This is a genomic window from Mesorhizobium sp. B1-1-1 (assembly GCF_006442955.1).
Lineage (GTDB): Bacteria > Pseudomonadota > Alphaproteobacteria > Rhizobiales > Rhizobiaceae > Mesorhizobium.
On record NZ_VFWW01000017.1, the window covers coordinates 23846 to 42462 of the forward strand.

The window sequence follows — 18617 nt, forward strand, 5'->3', positions numbered from 1 at the left end:
GTCCCAGTGCCCGTGCCTTCTTATGCTGCTTTACGGCCGCGCGCGGCAAGCCATGCCTCGGTCAGCTGCTCGAAGCGCGATGCCATGTCGGCAACCGCTTCGTCGTCCGACATCCTGCCGGAAAGCCATTGTTCGGCGGCGTTGATGAAGATGGTGCGGCCGACCGCGAAACCCTTCACGATAGGCGCCTTGGCCGTCGCTGCGAAGGCGGCCTCCAACTCGTCCTGCGGCGCCTCCAGGCCGAGCAGCACGACGCCGCGGCACCAGGGGTCGTTCTTCAGGATCACGGCCTCGATCTTCGTCCACGCGCCTGCGGATGCCTGCGGTTCGAGCTTCCACCAATCCGGCTTGATGCCGAGCGCATAGAGTTCCTCAAGCGCACGCGGGATGGTCGTGTCGTCGAGCTTGCCGTGCTTGCCGGCGATGATCTCGATGAGAAGCTCCCTGCCCACTTTCCGCGCGGCCTCGAACAGAGTGCGTAATTTCTGCTGCTGTTCCTCCTTCAAGCCCGGCGGATCGTCGGGATGATAGAAGCACAGGCATTTGATGCAGTGTTCGACCGGCCATTCGGTGAGCTGCGAGCCGATATCCTGCGAGAATTCGAAACGCAGCGGCCGCGAGCCCGGCAACTCCACCGGCCGCCCGAGCCAGGCAAAGGAATGCCTGGCGAATTCGAACATCGCCTCGCGGCCATGTCGCTCGTCAAGCAGCATGCCGTAGCCGTCGCGTCCGGCGGCGACCTTGGCCGCCGCCTTCACCGTCAGCACCTTGAAATCCTCGATGCGCGAGGCATCGGCGCCGGTCTTGGCCGCGACGTCCTCGAGCTGCACCCGGTGATCGCAGGCGAACGCCATCAGCGAGGGAATGTCGTGCCGGCGCGTCGTTGCCCAGTGGATGTGGTTGATCGCCTCGTCCTTGCGCAAGGCCAGATGCCTGCTGCCGTGTTTGAGGAAGAACTGCAATTCCTCGAAGGTCGGATATTCCGGCGCACACAACAGCCGCGACACGGCGAAGGCGCCGCAGGCATTGGCCCAGGTCGCCGCCGTGGCAAGGCTTTCGCCGCCCAGCCAGCCGCGTAGGAAGCCCGACATGAAGGCATCGCCGGCGCCAAGCACGTTGTAGATCTCGATCGGAAAACCCTTGCCGACCACGCCGTCCTCGAGATCGTCGCTGATAGGCCCGTCATAGACGATGCAGCCCATGGCGCCGCGCTTCAAGACGATGGTGGCCGGGGACAGCGAACGGATCGTCTTCAGGGCGCTCAGGCAGTCGTCGGCGCCCGAGGCGATCATGATCTCTTCCTCGGTGCCCACGACGAGGTCGCAATCGGGCAGCACCGTCTTCAACTGCGCCGAGACGCGGTCGGACTTGACGTAGCGCTCAAAACCCTCGGCGTGGCCGGCCAGGCCCCAGAGGTTCGGCCGGTAGTCGATGTCGAACACGACCTTGCCGCCCTTGGCCTTCATGATGCGGATCGCCTTGCGCTGGGCGGCATCGCTGTTGGGCCGGGAAAAATGCGTGCCGGTGACGACGACCGCGCGAGCCGAGGAAATAAACGTCTCGTCGATGTCCTCCTCGGCCAGCGCCATGTCGGCGCAGTCGGAGCGGTAGAAGATCATCGGCGAAACGCCTTCGCTCTCGACCGAAAGCAGCACCAGCGCGGTCAATCGCTCCTTGTCGGTCTTCAGCCCGTCGGTGTTGACGCCTTCGCGCTTCAATTGTTCACGGATGAAGCGGCCCATCTGCTCGTCACCGACCCGCGTCAGCAGCGCCGAACGCAGGCCGAGCCGCGCCGTGCCGACCGAGATGTTGGCCGGGCAGCCGCCCACCGACTTGGCGAAGGAGGTGATGTCCTCCAGCCGCGAGCCGATCTGCTGGCCATAGAGGTCGACGGAAGCCCGCCCGATGGTGATGACGTCGAGCGCAGCGTATTTCGCGTCCACGGCTTCGCTCATTGGAACCTCCCGTCGGGCCTGTTATGTTGGGGTACACGCGCGAGCGGCAGCGTGGCGCCGAAAAATATGAAATAATAATTCCAATCCATAGTCAATATGGAATGAGCATTCCCCGATCTAAAATCGCCTTTTGCCTTCCACTCAGGCCTTGCGCCCTTTGCCGGGGTTGCGCCGCTTCTCGCCGACGCCAACGGTCAGCGCCATGGCCAGCGCCATCGTCGCCGATAGCGAGCGGAAGCCGGCAAAATCCGCCTCGGCAACCTCGAACCAGACGCTGGCGAACTGAGCAAGCGGTGAAAACGAGCTGTCGGTGATGGCAATGATCGGCACGCCCTGTTCCGAAATCGTGCGCGCCTCCTCGATCGTGGCCGGCGCATAGGGCGAGAAGGAAATGGCGACGACGGCATCCGCGGGCGTCGCAAAGCTGACCATCTCGGCGTTGAGGCCGGCGGCTGATTCGATCAGCTGGTTGCGGATCTTCAGCTTGCCAAGCGCATAGGCGATGTAGGACGCCACCGGATAGGAGCGCCGCTTGGCCAGCACATAGATGGTCTGTGCCTTGGCCAGCAGGGAAATCGCTTCTTCCAGATGCGCGTCGTCCAGCGTGCGCGAAATGTCGTTGAGCGAGGTGCTGGCGGCGGCGACGAAGCCGTCGAAGATCGCCCGGTGGCCGGCGCCGCCCTCGGCCTTGGCGCGCAGCGCCTGCAGCCGTTCGTCATAGGAGGAGTTGCGCTCGCGCAGCCGTTCGCGAAACACCTGCTGCAGGCTGGTGAAGCCGTCAAAGCCGAGCTGCTGGGCAAAGCGGATCAGCGTCGAGGGCTGCACGCCGGCCGAGGCGGCAATGCTGGCGGCGGTGCCGAAGGCGATATCGTCGGGATTGTCGAGCGCATAAGCGGCGATCTGGGCGATGCGCTTGGGCAGGCTTTCGCGCCGATCGAGGATCGTGGCGCGCAGCGTCTCGAAGTCGCGAGGTACCCGTTCGTCCATCGTCGGCCCGTCCAAGCTCATCGGTGAAGCGTCCTCTCTGCCCCATCATAGCGAGGCTGCGCAAGAACACCATAAAAAATGAGGCAGACATTCCATTCCGAACAAAAATGGACTAATTCATCCACGTAGCATCTATGACGGTGGAGGAACGGAAAATGGTCGGCGTCGGTCTTATTGGCACGGGATTTATGGGCAAGTGCCACGCCATCGCGTGGAGTGCCGTCGGCGCCGTCTTTCCCGACATGACCAAACCGCGGCTTGTCCATCTCGGCGAGGTCAATGAGGATCTCGCCAGGCGCAAGGCCGGCGAGTTCGGTTTCGCCAGGGCGTCCGGTGACTGGCGCGCCGTCGTCAACGATCCCGAAGTGGACGTCGTCTCGCTCACCACGCCCAACCAGTTCCATCCGGAAATGGCCATCGCAGTTCTCGAGGCCGGCAAGCATTTGTGGTGCGAAAAGCCGATGGCGCCGAGCTTCGCCGAAGCCGAGGCGATGGCGGCCGCGGCGAAGAAATCCGACAAGGTCGCGGCGCTCGGTTACAACTACATCCAGAGCCCGGCCATCCGCCATATCGGCGCGCTGCTGGACGAAAAGATCATCGGCGAGGTCAACCATCTGCGCATCGAGATGGACGAGGATTTCATGGCCGATCCCGAGGCGCTGTTCTTCTGGAAGCACGAAGCATCTTCCGGCTATGGCGCGCTTGATGATTTCGCCGTGCATCCGCTGTCGCTGGTGTCGGCCCTGTTCGGCCGCGTCGCCAGCGTCATCTGCGACATGGCCAAGCCCTATGCCGACCGCAAGCTGGCCGCCGGCGGCCGCCGCGCGGTCGAGACCTACGACATTGCCTCCGTGCTGATGCATCTGGAGAACGGCATCGCCGGTACGCTTCTGGTCAACCGCTCGGCCTGGGGCCGCAAGGGCCGCATCGCCGTCCAGATCTTCGGCTCCAAGGGCTCGATCCTGTTCGACCAGGAGCGGATGAACGAGTTCCAGCTCTACCTCACATCGGATCGCCCGACCGAACAGGGCTATCGCACCATCCTCGTGTCGCCACAGCACAAGCCCTACGATCTGTTCGTGCCCGCGCCCGGGCATAGCCTCGGCTTCAACGATCTCAAGATCATCGAATGCCATGAACTGCTGACCCGGCTCGCCGGCAGACCGGCGCGGCTCATCGAATTCGACGAAGGTCTGGAGATCGAGCGCACCGTGCATGCGATGGCGCGATCGTTCGAGGAGAAGCGCTGGGTGGATGTAAGGTAAGGTTCGCTCCGCTGGTCGGTTTAGCCGACGGCCGCTGCGTTGACTTCCCACCCATTGACCCAGATCTGCCGCAACCGATCGCGTTCCGTCACCAATGCGACCGGCGGCAAGATTTTCAAGGGCCTGTCGGGCGGTGAGAAGCGCAAGGTCCGGATCGCGACCGCGCTGGCGCTCCAGGATCTCGTGGCGACCAGGGCGTCCAAGCCGATCGACCTGTTCATCGGCGACGAGATTGACGACGCGCTCGACCCCGCCGGCCTGGAGCGGCTGACGATGATCCTTGAGGAGAAGGCGCGCGAGCGTGGCTCGGTGTTCGTCATCAGCCACAATGAAATGCGGGATCACGTCAAGCAGGTGATGCTGATCGAGAAGATGCCCAACAAGACGACGAAGGTAACGGAGATGGCAGCATAAGCAAGACGACGAGCGGCGTAGGCGCAACGAGGAAGAGGAGCGCCGCCGGCGCGAGTGGGACAATAGCCTGGTGAACCCGGCGAACCCCCTCTCGCCGCTCAACCCGACCAATCCCCTCAACCCGACCAGTCCGGCAAATCCGTTCAACAACTTCGGATTCTGACATGAACCGGCACGAGCATCTTGTGACCATCCTTGGCGAGGAAGGCGTCGAAGTCTCGCAACGCTGCTCAAAGGCGCTGCGCTTCGGCCTTAAGGAGGTCCAGCCGGGGCAGCAGATCGACAACGCATTCCGCATCTACGAGGAATTCCTGGATCTGGTCGCCGTTTGGAGACGGCGATCGACGAGGGCTTAGTTCCCGTGCCCTTCGAGCCCTTCGATGAGCAGTGGAAGACGGAAAAGAAGACAAAGGTCGAGAAGTTTCTGCGCTACTCGCGTGAACAGGGGGCGCTGACTGATGGTTGGGGTCGGCGAGTCCCTCTGGCCTAATCAAAACCGCACATTTCGCCGCGACGTGCGGCAGTGTGTCGGCTCGCAAATGTTGAATTGGCGCCGGCAAAACAATACAAAGCCCCGGGGCTTAAATAAGGGGGAACTACCAGTGGCAAATGAACGGCTATCAGCAAGCCTATGGCGTGCTGAAGCAGCGACGCACGCGGCTTTTCAGACAATCAAAGACTTCATCTACCCTGAATACGAAAATCCGGTCAAGGATGCCCTCGTGACGGCGTTCTTGAATGAGAGTGCCCAGATCACGAGATACGTTTCTCCGATCTCTCCGGTGCGAAACCCCGATGCCTTCTACGAAGTGATCGGCTGGGAGAGGGGTATGTTAATCCTGAAGAACCACAATGGCGGGCGCCTCTTTGTGCTGCCCAAGCACTACGAACCGCATCCCGGCCCGGCTAGACCGCCGCGCCGCCAGTGGTGGCAATTTTGGAGAAAGCGCATGCTCTCTATGAACGACTTCCCGTCTCTGCTTCCTCGCACGCCGAGGCCCGAACTCGAATACGAGCACCGGGCCTGCTCTGTGTGTGGATCGCTTACCGATGAAGAGGCCGCAACCCGTTGCAAGCTGGGGCCGGATCGCCGCTGTAAGGGCGGTGCCGAAGCGATGAGCTACCCTGACGGCCGGCTACGGTTTCTTACCGCCGATAGCGCCACCCGCCTGAACGAATACTATGCCTCGCTCGCCAAGTGGGAGGACTGGTCGTGAAGCTCACCGAGAATAAGGCGCATGATCCTTGAAGCGGAGTCCTGTCGGCCGGTAATCCTCGTCGCGTATGGCGCGGCGCACCAGCGCCAGGTCGATCGCACCTGCAGAGGGCGCGGCGAATCCCCACGCATGCAGCGCATTGCCGTCGAGGGTCTGGCGCAAAGGCGGCGGTACCGCGCCGGCGATCTTGGCGCCGACGCGCTGGCTGCCTGCTTGAGCTCGTCGTCGCCCGTGCGCTCCAGCAGCGCCAGTGACAGCACGATCGCCTCCATCTCCTCGATCGAAAACATCAGAGGCGGCAAGTCGAAGCCGGGGCGCAGGATATAGCCGATGCTCCTCCCGCCCTCGATCGGCACGCGCATGGCCTGAAGCGCTGCGATGTCGCGATAGATCGAGCGTATCGTCACCTTTGAAAATCAACAGGTTCCGCTGCGGCTGGGCCGAGCGAGGCGACAGGCTACTGACATGAGCTATGCTGAAAATCTCTGGCTGTTCTTTATCCTGCTGTTCGGCATCATCGCCGTTCCGGGCATGGACATGCTGTTCGTGCTGGCCAATGCGCTGACGGGCGGGCGCGACAGGGGCCTTGCCGCGACCGGCGGCATCATGGTCGGCGGCATGGTGCACACGCTGAACGGCGCGATCGGCGTCGGCCTGCTGATGCATTTTTTGCCGATCCTGTTCAAGCCGCTGTTGATTGCAGGCGCCGCCTACATGGCCTTCATCGGCATCACGCTGATGCGCAGCTCCATCACTGTCGGTCGCGACGGGCCCGCCGGCAGCCGCTCGGCATGGAAGGCGTTTCGCCAAGGCCTTGTGACCTGCCTGATCAATCCGAAGGCCTACCTGTTCGTCCTTGCCGTCTATCCGCAGTTCCTGAGAACGGACTACGGCCCGATCTGGATGCAGGCGACGGTGATGGGCCTGCTGACCGTGCTGACGCAGGCCGCGATCTATGGCGGGCTCGCAATATCGGCCGGCCGCAGCCGCAAGTTGCTGATCGCCAATCCGCGGGCGACCATCCTTGCCGGCCGGGCGGCTGGGCTGCTGCTCTTCGCGGTGTCCGTGTTCACCGCATGGGAAGGGCTGAGGGCGGCGTAGTCTTGGGTTGGACCCGACCCGCCGCCCTTCACCTGGGACTCCGGCCGAATCAGGCGGCGCCCTGCTGCGTGGCGAGAAGCTCGTCCAGCTGCTCGAACTGCTCGGACATCGCATCCGCCGCCCCGGCGCCGGCGTCGAGGGCTTCCTTCGAGGGATAGAGCTCGCGCATGACCAGCAGCGTCTTGCCGCCTTTTTCCTCGAAGGTCACCGTGGTGACGGGTCCACCCTCACCCCCTTCGTCATTGGTCCAGACGAGGCGCGAGTGCGGTGTCACTTCGAGATACCTGCCGAAGAACTCGGCAGGGTTCGAGCCGTCATGCCCGAACACCAAACGGTACCCGCCTCCCACACGAACATCCATCTCGCAGGAACGCAGGAACATGCCCATCGACTTCGGCACCCACCACTGCTTGAACAGCTCAGGCTTGGTCCACGCCTCGAACACGACGCGCGCAGGCGCGTCGAAGCTTCGCGTAACGACCAACTCCCGGTCGGACCTCCGTTCCACCGTCGTGCGTTTGGCCTCACTCGCTCTTCCTGCGTCCATCGACTTCCTCCTTGCGTTTCAATTCCTCGACAACCTTGTCCAGCTCGTCGAAGCGTGCGGCCCAGAGCTGCCGGTATCTCTCGATCCATTCCGCCTCATCCTCCAGGCGGCGCAGGCCCAGCTTGCAGGTCCGCACGCGCCCGACCTTCCGCGTCGTGACGAGTCCCGCCTGCTCCAGGACGCCGACATGCTTCTTCATGCCCGTGAGGGTCATGTGGAATTTCTGGGCCAAGTCCGTGATCGAAGCGTCCGCACGGCCGAGCTGCTCCAGAACGCCGCGCCGGGTGGCGTCCGAAAGCGCGGCGAACGAGGCATCCAGGCGGGTCGCGGAATACTGAACCATTTGGTTCAGTATGTAACACGCGGGTCGGAGGCGTGCAAGTGAGGTGGAGCGCTGCGGGCCCTAGGGCGGCGTGGTCCTGGGCTGAAACCGGAAACGCCGCCCTTATGCTCCAACCGGATCAGGCGGCGCCCTGCCGGCTCTCCATCAAGGCGCGGCGCGCCGACCGGCGCCATTCCACGGCGCCGGCAAGGCCGTGCAGCACCGTCTCCGTGGCCGCCCAGTCGATGCAGCCATCGGTGATGCTCTGGCCGTAGACGAGCTGCTTGCCCGGCACGACATCCTGCCGGCCGGCGACGAGATTGCTCTCGATCATGACGCCGATAATGCGCTCGTCCCCCGCCGCGACCTGTCCCGCCACGTCAGCCGCGACCTTGGGCTGGATCTCCGGCTTCTTGGCTGAGTTGGCATGGCTGACATCGATCATCAGGCGGGGCGCGATACCGATGCGGGCGAGTTCGACCGAGGCGGCCTCGACGCTTGCCGCGTCATAGTTGGGCTGAACGCCGCCACGCAGGATGACATGGCAATCCTCGTTTCCGGTCGTTGCCGCGATGGCGCTGCGTCCGCCCTTGGTCACCGCCATGAAATGATGCGGCTGCGCGGCCGACTTCACCGCCTCGGCGGCGATCCTGAGATTGCCGTCGGTGCCGTTCTTGAAGCCGACCGGACAGGACAGGCCCGAGGCCAGCTCGCGATGGATCTGGCTCTCGGTCGTGCGCGCGCCGATCGCGCCCCAGGCGACGAGGTCGGCGATGTATTGCGGCGTCGTCATGTCGAGGAATTCGGTCGCCGCCGGCAGGCCCAGATTGTTGACGGCCGACAGCACATTGCGGGCCATCCGCAGCCCCTTGTCGATGTTGAAACTGCCGTCGAGGTCGGGGTCGTTGATCAGGCCCTTCCAGCCGACCGTCGTGCGCGGCTTTTCGAAATAGACCCGCATCACGATCTCGAGCCGGTCGGACAGAGCTTCGCGCAGCGCCGCCAGACGGCTGGCATAGTCAACGGCCGCGACCGGATCGTGGATGGAACAAGGGCCGACGATGACAACAAGTCGGTCGTCGGCCCCGGTCAGGATGGAGTGGATGGCGTTGCGCGAGGCGGCAACGGTGCGCGTCGCCGTGAGTGAGCGCGGTATCTCGCGCATCACCTCTTCCGGCGTGCTCAGCAGTCTCAGTTCCTTGACCCGAAGGTCGTCTGTGGTGGTCAACACGGCTTCTGCTCCTGGTTGGGAGACCTGCCGGCTGAAAACAAAAAAGCCGCCAGGTCTGGCGGCTTGTCGGACTGTTTGCTGCAATCTTCAGATCGAGCGCAATCCTCCCGCCGCCAGCGAGCTGCTAAAGTACCAATAGGTGGCGGTCAGGTGGATCATGCGGCTCATATAGTCGAAGCGGCGGGTTTTGTCACGTACCCTGGTAGCAAGCAATTTCAGGTGAGGGCCGAGCCTTTGCGATTTCGTCATTCTAGAGCGAAGCAGGAGCGAAGCTCCGTCGCGGAGACCCTGGGATCTATGCCGCGACCTAGACGGGAGAGTGCTGCGGTGCAGAATCTTGCGCCGTAGCGACGGCCCGGAAGTCGCGGCATGGATCCTCGGGTCTGCGCCGCGTCGCTGCGCTCCTTGCTCCGCCCGTGGATGACGACCTGGTTAACGGTTTCGCTTACGCGGCCGCTATTCCGGCGACGCCCCAGCGATGCTCTGGTCGTAGTCGACCAGCGAGCCGGTCATCACGCCGGATTGCGGGCTGACCATGTAGCTGATCAGCCGGGCAAGCTGGTCCGGCTTCACCAGCTGCCCCATCGGCTGCGCGGCCTCGGCCTTCTCGAGCCAGTCGTCGGGTGCGTCATGCCATTTCTTCTGCACGATATCCTCGCCCTCGGTGTCCATCCAGCCGGGCAGCACGGCGTTGCAGCGGATGCGATTGAAGCGATAGGCGTTGGCGACATTCTTGGTCAGCGTCATCAGAGCGCCCTTGCTGGTCGAATAGGGTGTCAGGAACGACTGGCCGGTATGCGCCGACATCGACAGCACGTTGACGATCGATCCGGGGGCCTTTTTCTCAAGCAGATGCGCCACCACGCCCTGCATCAGGAAGAAGGGTCCTCGCACATTGGTGTCGAAGATAGTGTCGAACAGCTCCTCGCTGGTCTCCACCAGCGAGCCGCGCGCGGATGTGGCGGCGGCGTTGACCAGGGCGTTGATGGTGCCGAAATGCGAAAGCGCGGTGGCGACGGCGCGCTTGCAGTCGGCCACCTTGGAGACATCGGCGCTGATGAAGATCGCGTCGACGCCCGACTTCTTGAGGCTGGCGACTGCCTTGCCGCCCTTTTCCTGCGAGCGGCCGATCAGGGCCAGCGCCCGGCAGCCTTCGTCCGCCAATGCCTCGGCGACCGCGAAGCCTATGCCTTGTGCGCCGCCGGTGACGATGGCGCGCGTTTGTGAATTGCGATCGGCTGATGCGCTCATCGCTCTGCTCCTGTGCTTTAAGTCGTTACTTGTCGAGGCGGACGGTCTGGCCTGATGTCGCCGATTTCAGCGCCGCATCCGCCAGCCGAAGTGCGATGAGTCCGTCCGTCCCGCTCGGTGCCGCCTTCTTGCCCGACGTCGCGGCGGCGATGAAGGACGCAATCTCGATGGCATAGGCGTCGAGGTAGCGGGTCATGAAGAAATCGTGCAGCGGCGGGCGGGTATAGCCCTTTTCATTGGCCAGTTCGATCGACACCGGCCGCTGGTTTTCGGCCGCGACCATGCCTTTCGAGCCATGCACCTCGATGCGCTGGTCGTAGCCATAAGTGGCGCGGCGGGAATTGGAGATGACGGCCTGCTTGCCCGACGCGGTTTCGAGGATGACGCTGACCGAGTCGAAATCGCCGGCCTCGCCGATCTTCTTGTCGACCAGCACCGAGGCATGCGCACTGACCGCCACCGGCTCTTCGCCGAGCAGGAAGCGCGCCATGTCGAAATCATGGATGGTCATGTCGCGAAAGATTCCGCCGGAGCGCGCGATGTAGTCGATCGGCGGTGCGCCCGGATCGCGCGACGTGATGGTCACCATCTCGACCGTGCCGATGGCGCCGTCATCGATTGCCTTGCGCACCGCAGCGAAGTGCGGGTCGAAGCGCCTGTTGAAGCCGACCATCAGCGTCGCCTTGGCCTTCTCGACCACGGCCAGGCACTGCTCGACCCGCTTGACGTCGAGGTCGATCGGTTTCTCGCAGAAGATCGCCTTGCCGGCCTTGGCGAAGCGCTCGATCAGGTCGGCATGGGTGTCGGTCGGCGTGCAGATCACGACCGCGTCGATGTCCCCGGATTTCTCGATGGCATCGATGGTGCGCACCTCGGCGCCGTAGGCCGTGGCGAGTTCGCTCGCCGCCTTCTCGAAAGCGTCGGCAACGGCGACCAGTTTGGCCTGCGGATTGGAGCCGACGGCGCGGGCGTGGACCTTGCCGATGCGGCCGGCACCGAGGAGGGCGAAGCGGAGAGTCATGGAAATTTCCTCTGGGGAATGGTTCGAAGGTTGGCGGGGCGCCGGTCATGCGCGCAGGTGTTTTTCCGGTCAAGACAAGATCGACAGGGAGGCGATGACCGCCGCCTCCGCGCCCGGCCTAGGCCGCGAGTTCGGCCTCTCCGGTCTTGGCGCCGGTGATGTAGGAAACGATATCGTTTCCGTCGGTGTTCTCCTTGCGCAAATTGGCGACGATGCGGCCACGCCGGAAGACGACGATGCGGTCGCAAAGGTCGAACACCTGGCGCATATTGTGGCTGATCAGGATCAGCGGCTCGCCATTGTCCTTCAGCGTGCGGATGATGTTCTCGACCTGCGCGGTCTCCTGCACGCCGAGTGCCGCCGTCGGCTCGTCCATGATGATCAGCTTGGAGGCGAAGGTCGCGGTCCGGGCGATCGCCACGCATTGCCGCTGGCCGCCCGACATATGGCGGATGGTGTTCGACAGGTTGGGGATTTTCACCGCCGTGCGCACCAGCGCCGCTTCGGTCGCCTTGCGCATCCCCCGGCGGTCCAGGATCGAAAACGGTCCCAGATTGAACAGCACTTTTTCTCGGCCAAGGAACAGGTTCGACGGCACGTCGAGGTCGTCGGCCAGCGCCAGGTTCTGGAACACGGTCTCGATGCCGGCCTCGCGCGCCTCGATAGGGCCCGAAAAATTGACTTGCTTGCCGTCGAACCAGATCTGGCCGCTGGTCGGTTGCTCGACGGCGGTGATCTGGCGCACGAAAGTCGACTTGCCGGCGCCATTGTCGCCCATGATGGCGACGTGTTCGCCCTTGCGCAGCTCGAAATTCGCGCCTTCCAGCGCCTGCACGCCGCCATAGCGCTTGGTCAGGTTTTCGGTCTTCAGGACGATGTCTGACATGGTCAAGCCCTCAATGCCCGCAGGCGTTGGCGCCACTGGTCGAGAACGACGGCGCCGACGATGATCACGCCCTTGACCATCTCCTGGTAGTAGGCGTCGAGGCGCAGGAAGGTGAAGCCGGAGATGATGACGCCGAAGATCAGCGCGCCGATCACCGTGCCGATGATCGAGCCGCGGCCGCCCGACAGCGATACGCCGCCGATGACCGCCATGGCGATGGCGTCGAGTTCGTACATCACGCCCATGCCGGCCTGGGCGGTGAGGTTCTTGGAAGACAGCACCACCGCGGCGAGCGACGCGAGTATGCCGGCGATGACGTAGACCAGGATCTTGTGGTTGGCGATCTTGATGCCGGACATGCGCGCGGCATCCTCGTTGGAGCCGATCGCGTAGCAATGCTTGCCGTATCGTGTGTAGGTCATGATCAGCTGGAACAGCACGGCCAGCGACAGGAAGATGATGACGGGCATCAGGCCCTTGCCGATGGCGGCGAAGCTCTCGGTCGGGAACGAGATGGGCTGCCCCTTGGACCACCATTTGGCGATGCCGCGCGCGGTCACCATCATGCCTAGCGTGGCGATGAAGGGCGGAATGCGCGTGTAGGCGATCAGGGCGCCGTTGACCAGGCCTGCCAGCAGCCCGCAGCCGATGGCGACCAGCACCGGCACGATGACCGGCAGGTCGGTCCAGCCCTGAGCCAGGAACATCGCCTTGGGATTGGGGTTGCCGTTGACCGTCGCCACCTGGGCGAAGCTCATGGCGATCATGGCGGTGGCGCCGACGATCGAGCCCGACGACAGGTCGATGCCGCCCGATATGATAACCTGCGTCACGCCGATGGCGATGATGCCGACGATCGATACTTGCAGAATGATGATCTGTAGCCGCGCCTCGTTGAAGAGGCCGCCGACATTGCTGCGGGTGTTGAACAGGAAGCTGTCGCCGAGAAAGACGCGGCCGATCAATTCGAAGATGACGACAAGAATGACGAGCGCCAGGAAGACGTTGAATTCCGCCGGCCATATGCGCTTCTTCGCATCATAGCTGACCCCGCCGACGCCATGAGATGTCTGTGCCACTCGTCTATCCTCCGTCAGCCGCGGTCGCCCCTGGCGCCATGAAAGCGCCGAGAGGAGGAGCGGCGCCCGGTCCTTTGAGCGCCGCCCCGAGGTGAACCGTTCCGCCGCTCAGTTCTTCTTCAGGAACTTGTCGATGTTGGCCGGCGTCACCAGTTGGAAGGGCACGTAGACCTTGTGTTCGACCTTCTCGCCCTTGGACAGTTTCAATGCCGCGTCGAGCGCGCCGGCGCCCTGGCCGGCCGCGTCCTGGAACACGGTGGCGTCGAGGTCGCCTGCCTGCATGGCGGCGAGCGCGTCCTGCGTGGCGTCGACGCCGCCGACGACAACCGTCTTCATGTCGACATTGGCGGCCTTCATTGCCTGGATGGCGCCGATGGCGCTTTCGTCATTGTTGGCGATGACGCCGTCGAACGGCTTGCCGGTCGACAGCCAGTTGGTCATCAGGTTCTGGGCCTCGTCGCGGTTCCAGTTCGACGTCTGCTTGTCGATGATCTTGATGAAGCTGCAATCCGGCGTTGCGATCACCTCCTCGATGTCCTTGGTGCGCTGCACGGCTGCCTGGTTGGAAAGCTCGCCCATGATCACATAGACATTGGCTTCCTTCTTGCCGGCTTCCTTGAACAGGCGGCAGACCTCCTTGGTTTCGAGCGTGCCGGAATCGGCCTCGTTCGAAGCGACGAAGGCCTGGTTGTCAGGCAGCGTGTCGACATTCACCGGTTCACGGTTGACATACACCAGCGGGATCTTTGCGGCGGCCGCGGCATCCGACATCGCCTGCGTGGCCGAGGTGTCGACCGGATTGACGATGATGGCGTCGACCCCTGATGCGGCGAAGTTCTTGATCTGGTCGAGCTGTTTGGCGACGTCGTTCTGCGCGTCCTCGACCTGCAGCTCCACGCCGCTCATGCCCTTGGCCTGCTCGATCATGCCGTTGCGCAGCACGGTCAGGAAATTGTCGTCGAACTTGGCCATCGACACGCCGATCTTGGCGGCCATGGCGGACGAACTCATCAGCGCCGCGAAAGCGACGCCCAAAATCATTTTCTTCATTGTATCTCTCCTCCACTTTGGGTGTCCGGTCGCACCGATCTATCCGGAATCCCCGATCTCCCCGGGGAATCTCTCCCTGATATCATTTCGTTCCAACGCGGTTCACCACTGGCTGGAACGCCGAACTGCCTGCTCGAACCAGGTGTTGTCGGAACGAAAGAACCAAAATGTACAGTCAGTGAAATATTTATTCCATTTCGAATCGGGGCGTCAAGGGAAATTCCGAATCCGGGCGTGCGATTTTCGGCTGTCTCTGATGGATTCTATCATTTCAGGCGGCTGGTTTGCGGCAGACCGGGCTGCCCGAGGGTTTTATCGTTTCATGGAAACGCCCTACCTTCCGTCCTGACGCGACCTGGACGGAAAACCGCTGCGCATTCCTGAAATGGCTTCAGATGTTTTCCGGCAAATAGATCTCGAAGGGGAGGAATGTCTGGCCCGGCGCATTGGCCGCACCGGTTTCGATGGCATGCGCCATCCGATCGACGAGCTCGCGACAGAGCGCGGCAAGGGGCGTCGAGATCACCATCGTCAGGATGTTGTCGGCAAGCGCGGCGCGCGATTCGGCGTTGATCTCGTTGCAGACGACCACCGGCATGCTTGCGGGCTTCGCTGTCCGCAGCGCCGAGACGGCGCCCTCCATGCCGCCGCCGGCGACGTAGCAGCCGACAAGATCCGGATATCGCCCCAGAAGATCGATCGTCGCATCATGGGTCACCTGGTTGGCCTCCAGATTGACCAGCGTCTCCAGCACGTTGAAGTCCGGCGCATGCTCGCGAAAGAAGGAGCGGAAGCCGATCTCACGCAGCTCATGGCCGTGGAAGCGATGGCTGCCGACAAAAAGGGCGACCTTGCCGGGCTTCCTCGCAGCCTTCGAGATCATCCAGGCGGCGGTGCGGCCGACCTTGCGGTTGTCGAGCCCGACATAGCCTTCGCGGATGCCGGCGGCGAAGTCGGACAGCAGGGAGAAGACCGGCTGCCCCCTGGCCTTTAGCGCCTCCACGACCGCCGTCAGCGTCGGATGGTCAGGGCCGACCACGGCGATCGCCCGCGATTTCGCCGCCAGCCTGCGCATCTGGGCGGCGATCTCATCCGGGGCCAGGGAACTGGCGAAATCGATGGTTGCGACGCCACGGAAGCGCTGCGATTGTGCGACCGCGAGTTCGAGTTCCCGCGCGAAATCGCCATAGAAAACGTCATTGCCCCGAAGCAGCAGGAAACCCAGCCGATACTCGGGCAATTCCTGGCGCATACGCTGCTTGATCAGGCCTGCGGCGTGATAGCCGATCTCGGTCGCGGCGTCATAGACGCGGCGCGCCGTTTCCTCGCGCACAGGCAGGCGGCTGTTGAGCACCCGGTCCACCGTGGCGACGCTGACGCCGGAGATGCGCGCCAGATCTGATATGGTCGGCCGTTTCGCTATGTCTGTCCTCATTTGACCGTGCATCTTTCCTACATCTTGATGATAGGAAATGATAGAAACTATCTTTATGATGTTGAGTCTATCATGAGCTAGCGTTATTTTCAGCCTCGAAGTCAGGAAATGTCGGGCATTCGCGTGGCGGATGCCCTTGCCGAGGGAGGCAACCATGCATGCTGCGCCGTCCCGGCGTGACTACAGCCTGATCGGCCGCGACGCCAGGCTGGCCGTCGAGACCGGCCTGTCGGCGGCCGAATGGTATCACACCGACATTCCCCGCAAGCAGATGAAGGAGCTGATGCAGCGCTCCGACGCGCCCGCGCTCCGCGACACGGCGATCTGGATCGCCGCGCTCATCGTCAGCGGCGCCGGCGGTGCCTGGTTCTGGGGCACCTGGTGGTGCGTGCCGTTCTTCTTCGCCTATGGCGTGCTCTACGGCTCGTCCACGGATTCCCGCTGGCACGAATGCGGCCATGGTACGGCCTTCCGCACGCAGTGGATGAATGATTGGGTCTATCAGGTCGCCTGCTTCATGATCATGCGCAACCCGGTGACCTGGCGCTGGAGCCACACGCGCCATCACACCGACACCATCATCGTCGGCCGCGATCCGGAAATCTCGGTCATGCGGCCGCCGGACCTGGTGCGCGCCATCCTCGGCTTTGTCGGTGTGCTCGACGCCTGGCATGCGATGTCAGACATGCTGCGCAACGCCGCCGGCAACATCAGCGCGGCCGAAAAGACCTTTATTCCCGAGCAGGAACAGCCGAAAGCGATCCGCATTGCACGCATCTGGACCGCAATCTATGCCGCTACCATCGCGCTGGCGCTCTATACCGGCTCGTTCCTGCCCTTGATGCTGGTCGGCCTGCCCCGGCTCTACGGCGCCTGGCACCACGTCATGGTCGGCCTGCTGCAGCATGGCGGCCTTGCCGACAACGTCACCGACCATCGGCTGAACAGCCGCACCGTCTACATGAACCCGATCAGCCGTTTCATCTACTGGAACATGAACTACCACGTCGAGCATCATATGTTCCCGATGGTGCCCTACCATGCGCTGCCGAAGCTGCATGAACTGATCAAGCATGATTTGCCGGCGCCGACGCCGTCGATCCTGGCCGGCTATCGCGAGATGCTGCCTGTCTTCTGGCGCCAGTTGCGCAACGACGATTATTTCCTCAAGCGCGAGCTGCCGCCAACGGCCAGGCCGTATCGCGAGGATCTGCACAACGACAATGCTGCCTTCAACGCCGCGGCGGAGTGATATCCGCCCGTGAGGCGCGATCGGGAAATTTCGCGGGAGAAATGTATGAGCGACTGGGTCGAGGCCTGTGCCGTGGGAGACATCGACGAAGAAGATGTGATGCGGTTCGATCACGGCGGCCGCAGCTACGCCATCTATCGCAGCCCCGATGACGAGTATTTCGCCACCGACGGCCTGTGTACGCACGAAAAGGTGCATCTCGCCGACGGGCTTGTCATGGACGAGATCATCGAATGTCCCAAGCACAATGGCCGCTTCAACTACAAGACAGGCCAGGCCAAGGGCGCGCCGGCCTGCGTCAATCTCAGGACCTATCCGGTCAAGGTCGACGCCGGCAGCGTCCTCGTCCAGATCGGATGACCGGTATGACGCGCGGAATGGTCATCATCGGCGCCGGGGAATGCGGCGGCCGGGCAGCGCTTGCATTGCGTGACCTCGGCTATGAGGGACCGGTGACGCTGGTCGGCGACGAGCCGCATCTGCCCTATGAACGGCCGCCTCTGTCCAAGGACGCCATGGCCGGCGGCGTGCCCGAGATCAAGGCGATCGCCAGCGACGAGATCCTCGCCGAAAAGTCCATCCGGCATATCCATTCCATTCAGGCTGCAGCGATCGATCGCGCCGCGCATACTGTGCGCCTGTCGGACGGCTCGGTCCTGCCCTATGACAAGCTGCTGCTGGCGACGGGCTCGACGCCGCGCAAACTGCCGATGTCCGGCCTTGGCGGGCGCTGCGTCTACCTCCGCACCTTCGCCGATGCGCTGGCCATCCGCGCCCATCTCAAGGCGGGCAACCGCATTGCCGTCATCGGCGGTGGCTTCATCGGCCTCGAACTCGCCGCGGTGGCCCGCAAGCTCGGTGCCGCGGTCACCGTCATCGAGGCGCAGCCGCGCATCCTGATGCGCGGCGTACCGGCCGAGATCGCCAAGGTCGTCCATGACACCCACGTCGCCGAAGGCGTCGACATAGCGTGCGGCGAAGGCATTGCCTCGATCGCCGACGACGGCAGGCAGGTGCGCATCGCGCTTGCCGGCGGCCGCGAAATCCTCGCCGATCTCGCCATCATCGGCATTGGCGCCGTGCCGGTGACGGCTCTTGCCGCCGAAGCGGGACTGGCCATCGACAACGGCATATCAGTCGACGCCGAACTGCGCAGCAGCGACCCCGACATCTTCGCTGCCGGCGACTGCTGTTCGTTCCCGCTTGCCGTCTATGGCGGCCGTCGCGTGCGGCTGGAGGCCTGGCGCAACGCCCAGGAACAAGGCGCGCTGGCGGCAAAAAACATGCTCGGCGCCGCCGAGGCACATGCGGCGGTGCCGTGGTTCTGGTCGGATCAATATGGCCTGTCCCTGCAGATCGCGGGGCTTTCCGACGAAGGCCGCAGCACGGTGCGCCGCGATCTCGGCGAGGACGCCTTCATCCTCTTTCATCTTGCCGAGGACGGCAGGCTGGTGGCCGCCAGCGGCATCGGGCCGGGCAATGCGGTCGCCCGCGACATCAGGCTGGCGGAGATGTTGATCGGTAAACGGGCGAGGCCGGCGCCGGAAGCGCTCGGTTCGCAGGCCGTCAAATTGAAGTCGCTGCTGGCGGCCTGAGCTCCGCTT

The 18617-nt window shown here is 63.5% G+C and carries 19 protein-coding genes and 1 pseudogene; 8 read left to right on the plus strand and 12 right to left on the minus strand.

Annotated features, from left to right (window positions below; all coding sequences use genetic code 11):
• Positions 1-20 precede the first annotated feature (20 nt).
• Together iolC and FJ986_RS27810 are read right to left on the minus strand one after the other, a co-directional pair.
• Positions 21-1955 carry a 5-dehydro-2-deoxygluconokinase gene (gene iolC, locus FJ986_RS27805; protein WP_140662359.1) on the minus strand — a complete coding sequence of 645 codons (1935 nt, stop codon included), beginning with the start codon at positions 1953-1955 and terminating at the stop codon, positions 21-23.
• Positions 1956-2096: 141 nt separating this feature from the next.
• Positions 2097-2942, minus strand: coding sequence for a MurR/RpiR family transcriptional regulator (locus tag FJ986_RS27810; protein WP_181165350.1), 846 nt, complete (start codon positions 2940-2942; stop codon positions 2097-2099).
• Between the two features lie 155 nt (positions 2943-3097).
• Here FJ986_RS27810 and FJ986_RS27815 point away from each other — a divergent pair, with 155 nt between their 5' ends.
• The 4 genes from FJ986_RS27815 (at position 3098) to FJ986_RS27830 (ending at position 5838) form a co-directional block, all read left to right on the plus strand.
• Positions 3098-4207 carry a Gfo/Idh/MocA family oxidoreductase gene (locus FJ986_RS27815; RefSeq protein WP_140676504.1) on the plus strand — a complete coding sequence of 370 codons (1110 nt, stop codon included), beginning with the start codon at positions 3098-3100 and terminating at the stop codon, positions 4205-4207.
• 54 nt (positions 4208-4261) lie between these two features.
• A complete protein-coding gene (locus FJ986_RS27820; protein WP_210241344.1) occupies positions 4262-4621 on the plus strand; it encodes a hypothetical protein in 360 nt (119 codons plus the stop codon).
• Positions 4622-4785: 164 nt separating this feature from the next.
• Entirely contained in the window at positions 4786-4977 is a 192-nt protein-coding gene (locus tag FJ986_RS27825) for a hypothetical protein (protein WP_140676507.1), read from the plus strand.
• Between the two features lie 246 nt (positions 4978-5223).
• Entirely contained in the window at positions 5224-5838 is a 615-nt protein-coding gene (locus FJ986_RS27830; RefSeq protein WP_140676510.1) for a hypothetical protein, read from the plus strand.
• Positions 5839-5895: 57 nt separating this feature from the next.
• Here the strand turns inward: FJ986_RS27830 and FJ986_RS27835 are convergent.
• Positions 5896-6245 (minus strand): annotated as a pseudogene (locus tag FJ986_RS27835) (transcriptional regulator); the annotation flags it as partial.
• Positions 6246-6303: 58 nt separating this feature from the next.
• Here FJ986_RS27835 and FJ986_RS27840 point away from each other — a divergent pair.
• A complete protein-coding gene (locus FJ986_RS27840) occupies positions 6304-6939 on the plus strand; it encodes a LysE family translocator (RefSeq protein ID WP_140563550.1) in 636 nt (211 codons plus the stop codon).
• 49 nt (positions 6940-6988) lie between these two features.
• Here FJ986_RS27840 and FJ986_RS27845 read toward each other — a convergent pair whose 3' ends face one another.
• The 9 genes from FJ986_RS27845 to FJ986_RS27885 all read right to left on the minus strand — a co-directional run bounded on the left by FJ986_RS27845 (position 6989) and on the right by FJ986_RS27885 (position 15749).
• Positions 6989-7486 (minus strand): SRPBCC family protein, encoded by a 498-nt coding sequence (locus FJ986_RS27845; RefSeq protein ID WP_140676513.1) that lies wholly within the window; start codon positions 7484-7486, stop codon positions 6989-6991.
• Positions 7464-7829, minus strand: a complete 366-nt coding sequence (locus tag FJ986_RS27850; protein ID WP_140676516.1) for a metalloregulator ArsR/SmtB family transcription factor — start codon at positions 7827-7829, stop codon at positions 7464-7466. The genes FJ986_RS27845 and FJ986_RS27850 overlap by 23 nt, the downstream gene beginning before the upstream one ends.
• A gap of 118 nt (positions 7830-7947) precedes the next feature.
• The gene (locus tag FJ986_RS27855) at positions 7948-9039 is read right to left on the minus strand and encodes a 3-deoxy-7-phosphoheptulonate synthase (RefSeq protein ID WP_140676519.1); all 1092 of its coding nucleotides are present in this window, start codon (positions 9037-9039) and stop codon (positions 7948-7950) included.
• A 456-nt stretch (positions 9040-9495) separates the two neighbouring features.
• Positions 9496-10290 (minus strand): SDR family oxidoreductase, encoded by a 795-nt coding sequence (locus tag FJ986_RS27860; RefSeq protein WP_140582962.1) that lies wholly within the window; start codon positions 10288-10290, stop codon positions 9496-9498.
• 25 nt (positions 10291-10315) lie between these two features.
• Entirely contained in the window at positions 10316-11311 is a 996-nt protein-coding gene (gene iolG, locus FJ986_RS27865; RefSeq protein WP_140563543.1) for an inositol 2-dehydrogenase, read from the minus strand.
• A gap of 118 nt (positions 11312-11429) precedes the next feature.
• On the minus strand, positions 11430-12197 hold the full coding sequence (locus tag FJ986_RS27870; protein ID WP_140491237.1) for an ATP-binding cassette domain-containing protein: 768 nt from the start codon (positions 12195-12197) through the stop codon (positions 11430-11432).
• A 2-nt stretch (positions 12198-12199) separates the two neighbouring features.
• Positions 12200-13276, minus strand: coding sequence for an ABC transporter permease (locus FJ986_RS27875; RefSeq protein ID WP_140491235.1), 1077 nt, complete (start codon positions 13274-13276; stop codon positions 12200-12202).
• A 108-nt stretch (positions 13277-13384) separates the two neighbouring features.
• A complete protein-coding gene (locus FJ986_RS27880; RefSeq protein WP_140491233.1) occupies positions 13385-14326 on the minus strand; it encodes a sugar ABC transporter substrate-binding protein in 942 nt (313 codons plus the stop codon).
• A gap of 391 nt (positions 14327-14717) precedes the next feature.
• A complete protein-coding gene (locus tag FJ986_RS27885) occupies positions 14718-15749 on the minus strand; it encodes a LacI family DNA-binding transcriptional regulator (protein WP_140676586.1) in 1032 nt (343 codons plus the stop codon).
• Positions 15750-15915: 166 nt separating this feature from the next.
• Here FJ986_RS27885 and FJ986_RS27890 point away from each other — a divergent pair, with 166 nt between their 5' ends.
• The 3 genes from FJ986_RS27890 to FJ986_RS27900 are packed head-to-tail and all read left to right on the plus strand — an operon-like array spanning position 15916 to position 18608.
• Entirely contained in the window at positions 15916-17013 is a 1098-nt protein-coding gene (locus FJ986_RS27890) for a fatty acid desaturase family protein (RefSeq protein ID WP_140676522.1), read from the plus strand.
• A 45-nt stretch (positions 17014-17058) separates the two neighbouring features.
• Complete coding sequence (locus FJ986_RS27895) at positions 17059-17373, plus strand: MocE family 2Fe-2S type ferredoxin (RefSeq protein WP_140662341.1); 315 nt, start codon at positions 17059-17061, stop codon at positions 17371-17373.
• A complete protein-coding gene (locus tag FJ986_RS27900; protein WP_181181931.1) occupies positions 17370-18608 on the plus strand; it encodes an FAD-dependent oxidoreductase in 1239 nt (412 codons plus the stop codon). The genes FJ986_RS27895 and FJ986_RS27900 overlap by 4 nt, the downstream gene beginning before the upstream one ends.
• Positions 18609-18617 lie beyond the last annotated feature (9 nt).

What these genes read in the sequence shown, in the direction of transcription:
- FJ986_RS27815 (WP_140676504.1), top strand. Translation starts at nt 3,098, where the DNA reads ATGGTCGGCGTCGGTCTTATTGGCACGGGATTTATGGGCAAGTGCCAC.
- FJ986_RS27890 (WP_140676522.1), top strand. Translation starts at nt 15,916, where the DNA reads ATGCATGCTGCGCCGTCCCGGCGTGACTACAGCCTGATCGGCCGCGAC.
- FJ986_RS27900 (WP_181181931.1), top strand. Translation starts at nt 17,370, where the DNA reads ATGACCGGTATGACGCGCGGAATGGTCATCATCGGCGCCGGGGAATGC.
- FJ986_RS27895 (WP_140662341.1), top strand. Translation starts at nt 17,059, where the DNA reads ATGAGCGACTGGGTCGAGGCCTGTGCCGTGGGAGACATCGACGAAGAA.
- FJ986_RS27850 (WP_140676516.1), bottom strand. Translation starts at nt 7,829, where the DNA reads ATGGTTCAGTATTCCGCGACCCGCCTGGATGCCTCGTTCGCCGCGCTT.
- FJ986_RS27845 (WP_140676513.1), bottom strand. Translation starts at nt 7,486, where the DNA reads ATGGACGCAGGAAGAGCGAGTGAGGCCAAACGCACGACGGTGGAACGG.
- iolG (WP_140563543.1), bottom strand. Translation starts at nt 11,311, where the DNA reads ATGACTCTCCGCTTCGCCCTCCTCGGTGCCGGCCGCATCGGCAAGGTC.
- FJ986_RS27810 (WP_181165350.1), bottom strand. Translation starts at nt 2,942, where the DNA reads ATGGACGAACGGGTACCTCGCGACTTCGAGACGCTGCGCGCCACGATC.
- FJ986_RS27825 (WP_140676507.1), top strand. Translation starts at nt 4,786, where the DNA reads ATGAACCGGCACGAGCATCTTGTGACCATCCTTGGCGAGGAAGGCGTC.
- FJ986_RS27870 (WP_140491237.1), bottom strand. Translation starts at nt 12,197, where the DNA reads ATGTCAGACATCGTCCTGAAGACCGAAAACCTGACCAAGCGCTATGGC.
- FJ986_RS27860 (WP_140582962.1), bottom strand. Translation starts at nt 10,290, where the DNA reads ATGAGCGCATCAGCCGATCGCAATTCACAAACGCGCGCCATCGTCACC.
- FJ986_RS27840 (WP_140563550.1), top strand. Translation starts at nt 6,304, where the DNA reads ATGAGCTATGCTGAAAATCTCTGGCTGTTCTTTATCCTGCTGTTCGGC.
- FJ986_RS27880 (WP_140491233.1), bottom strand. Translation starts at nt 14,326, where the DNA reads ATGAAGAAAATGATTTTGGGCGTCGCTTTCGCGGCGCTGATGAGTTCG.
- iolC (WP_140662359.1), bottom strand. Translation starts at nt 1,955, where the DNA reads ATGAGCGAAGCCGTGGACGCGAAATACGCTGCGCTCGACGTCATCACC.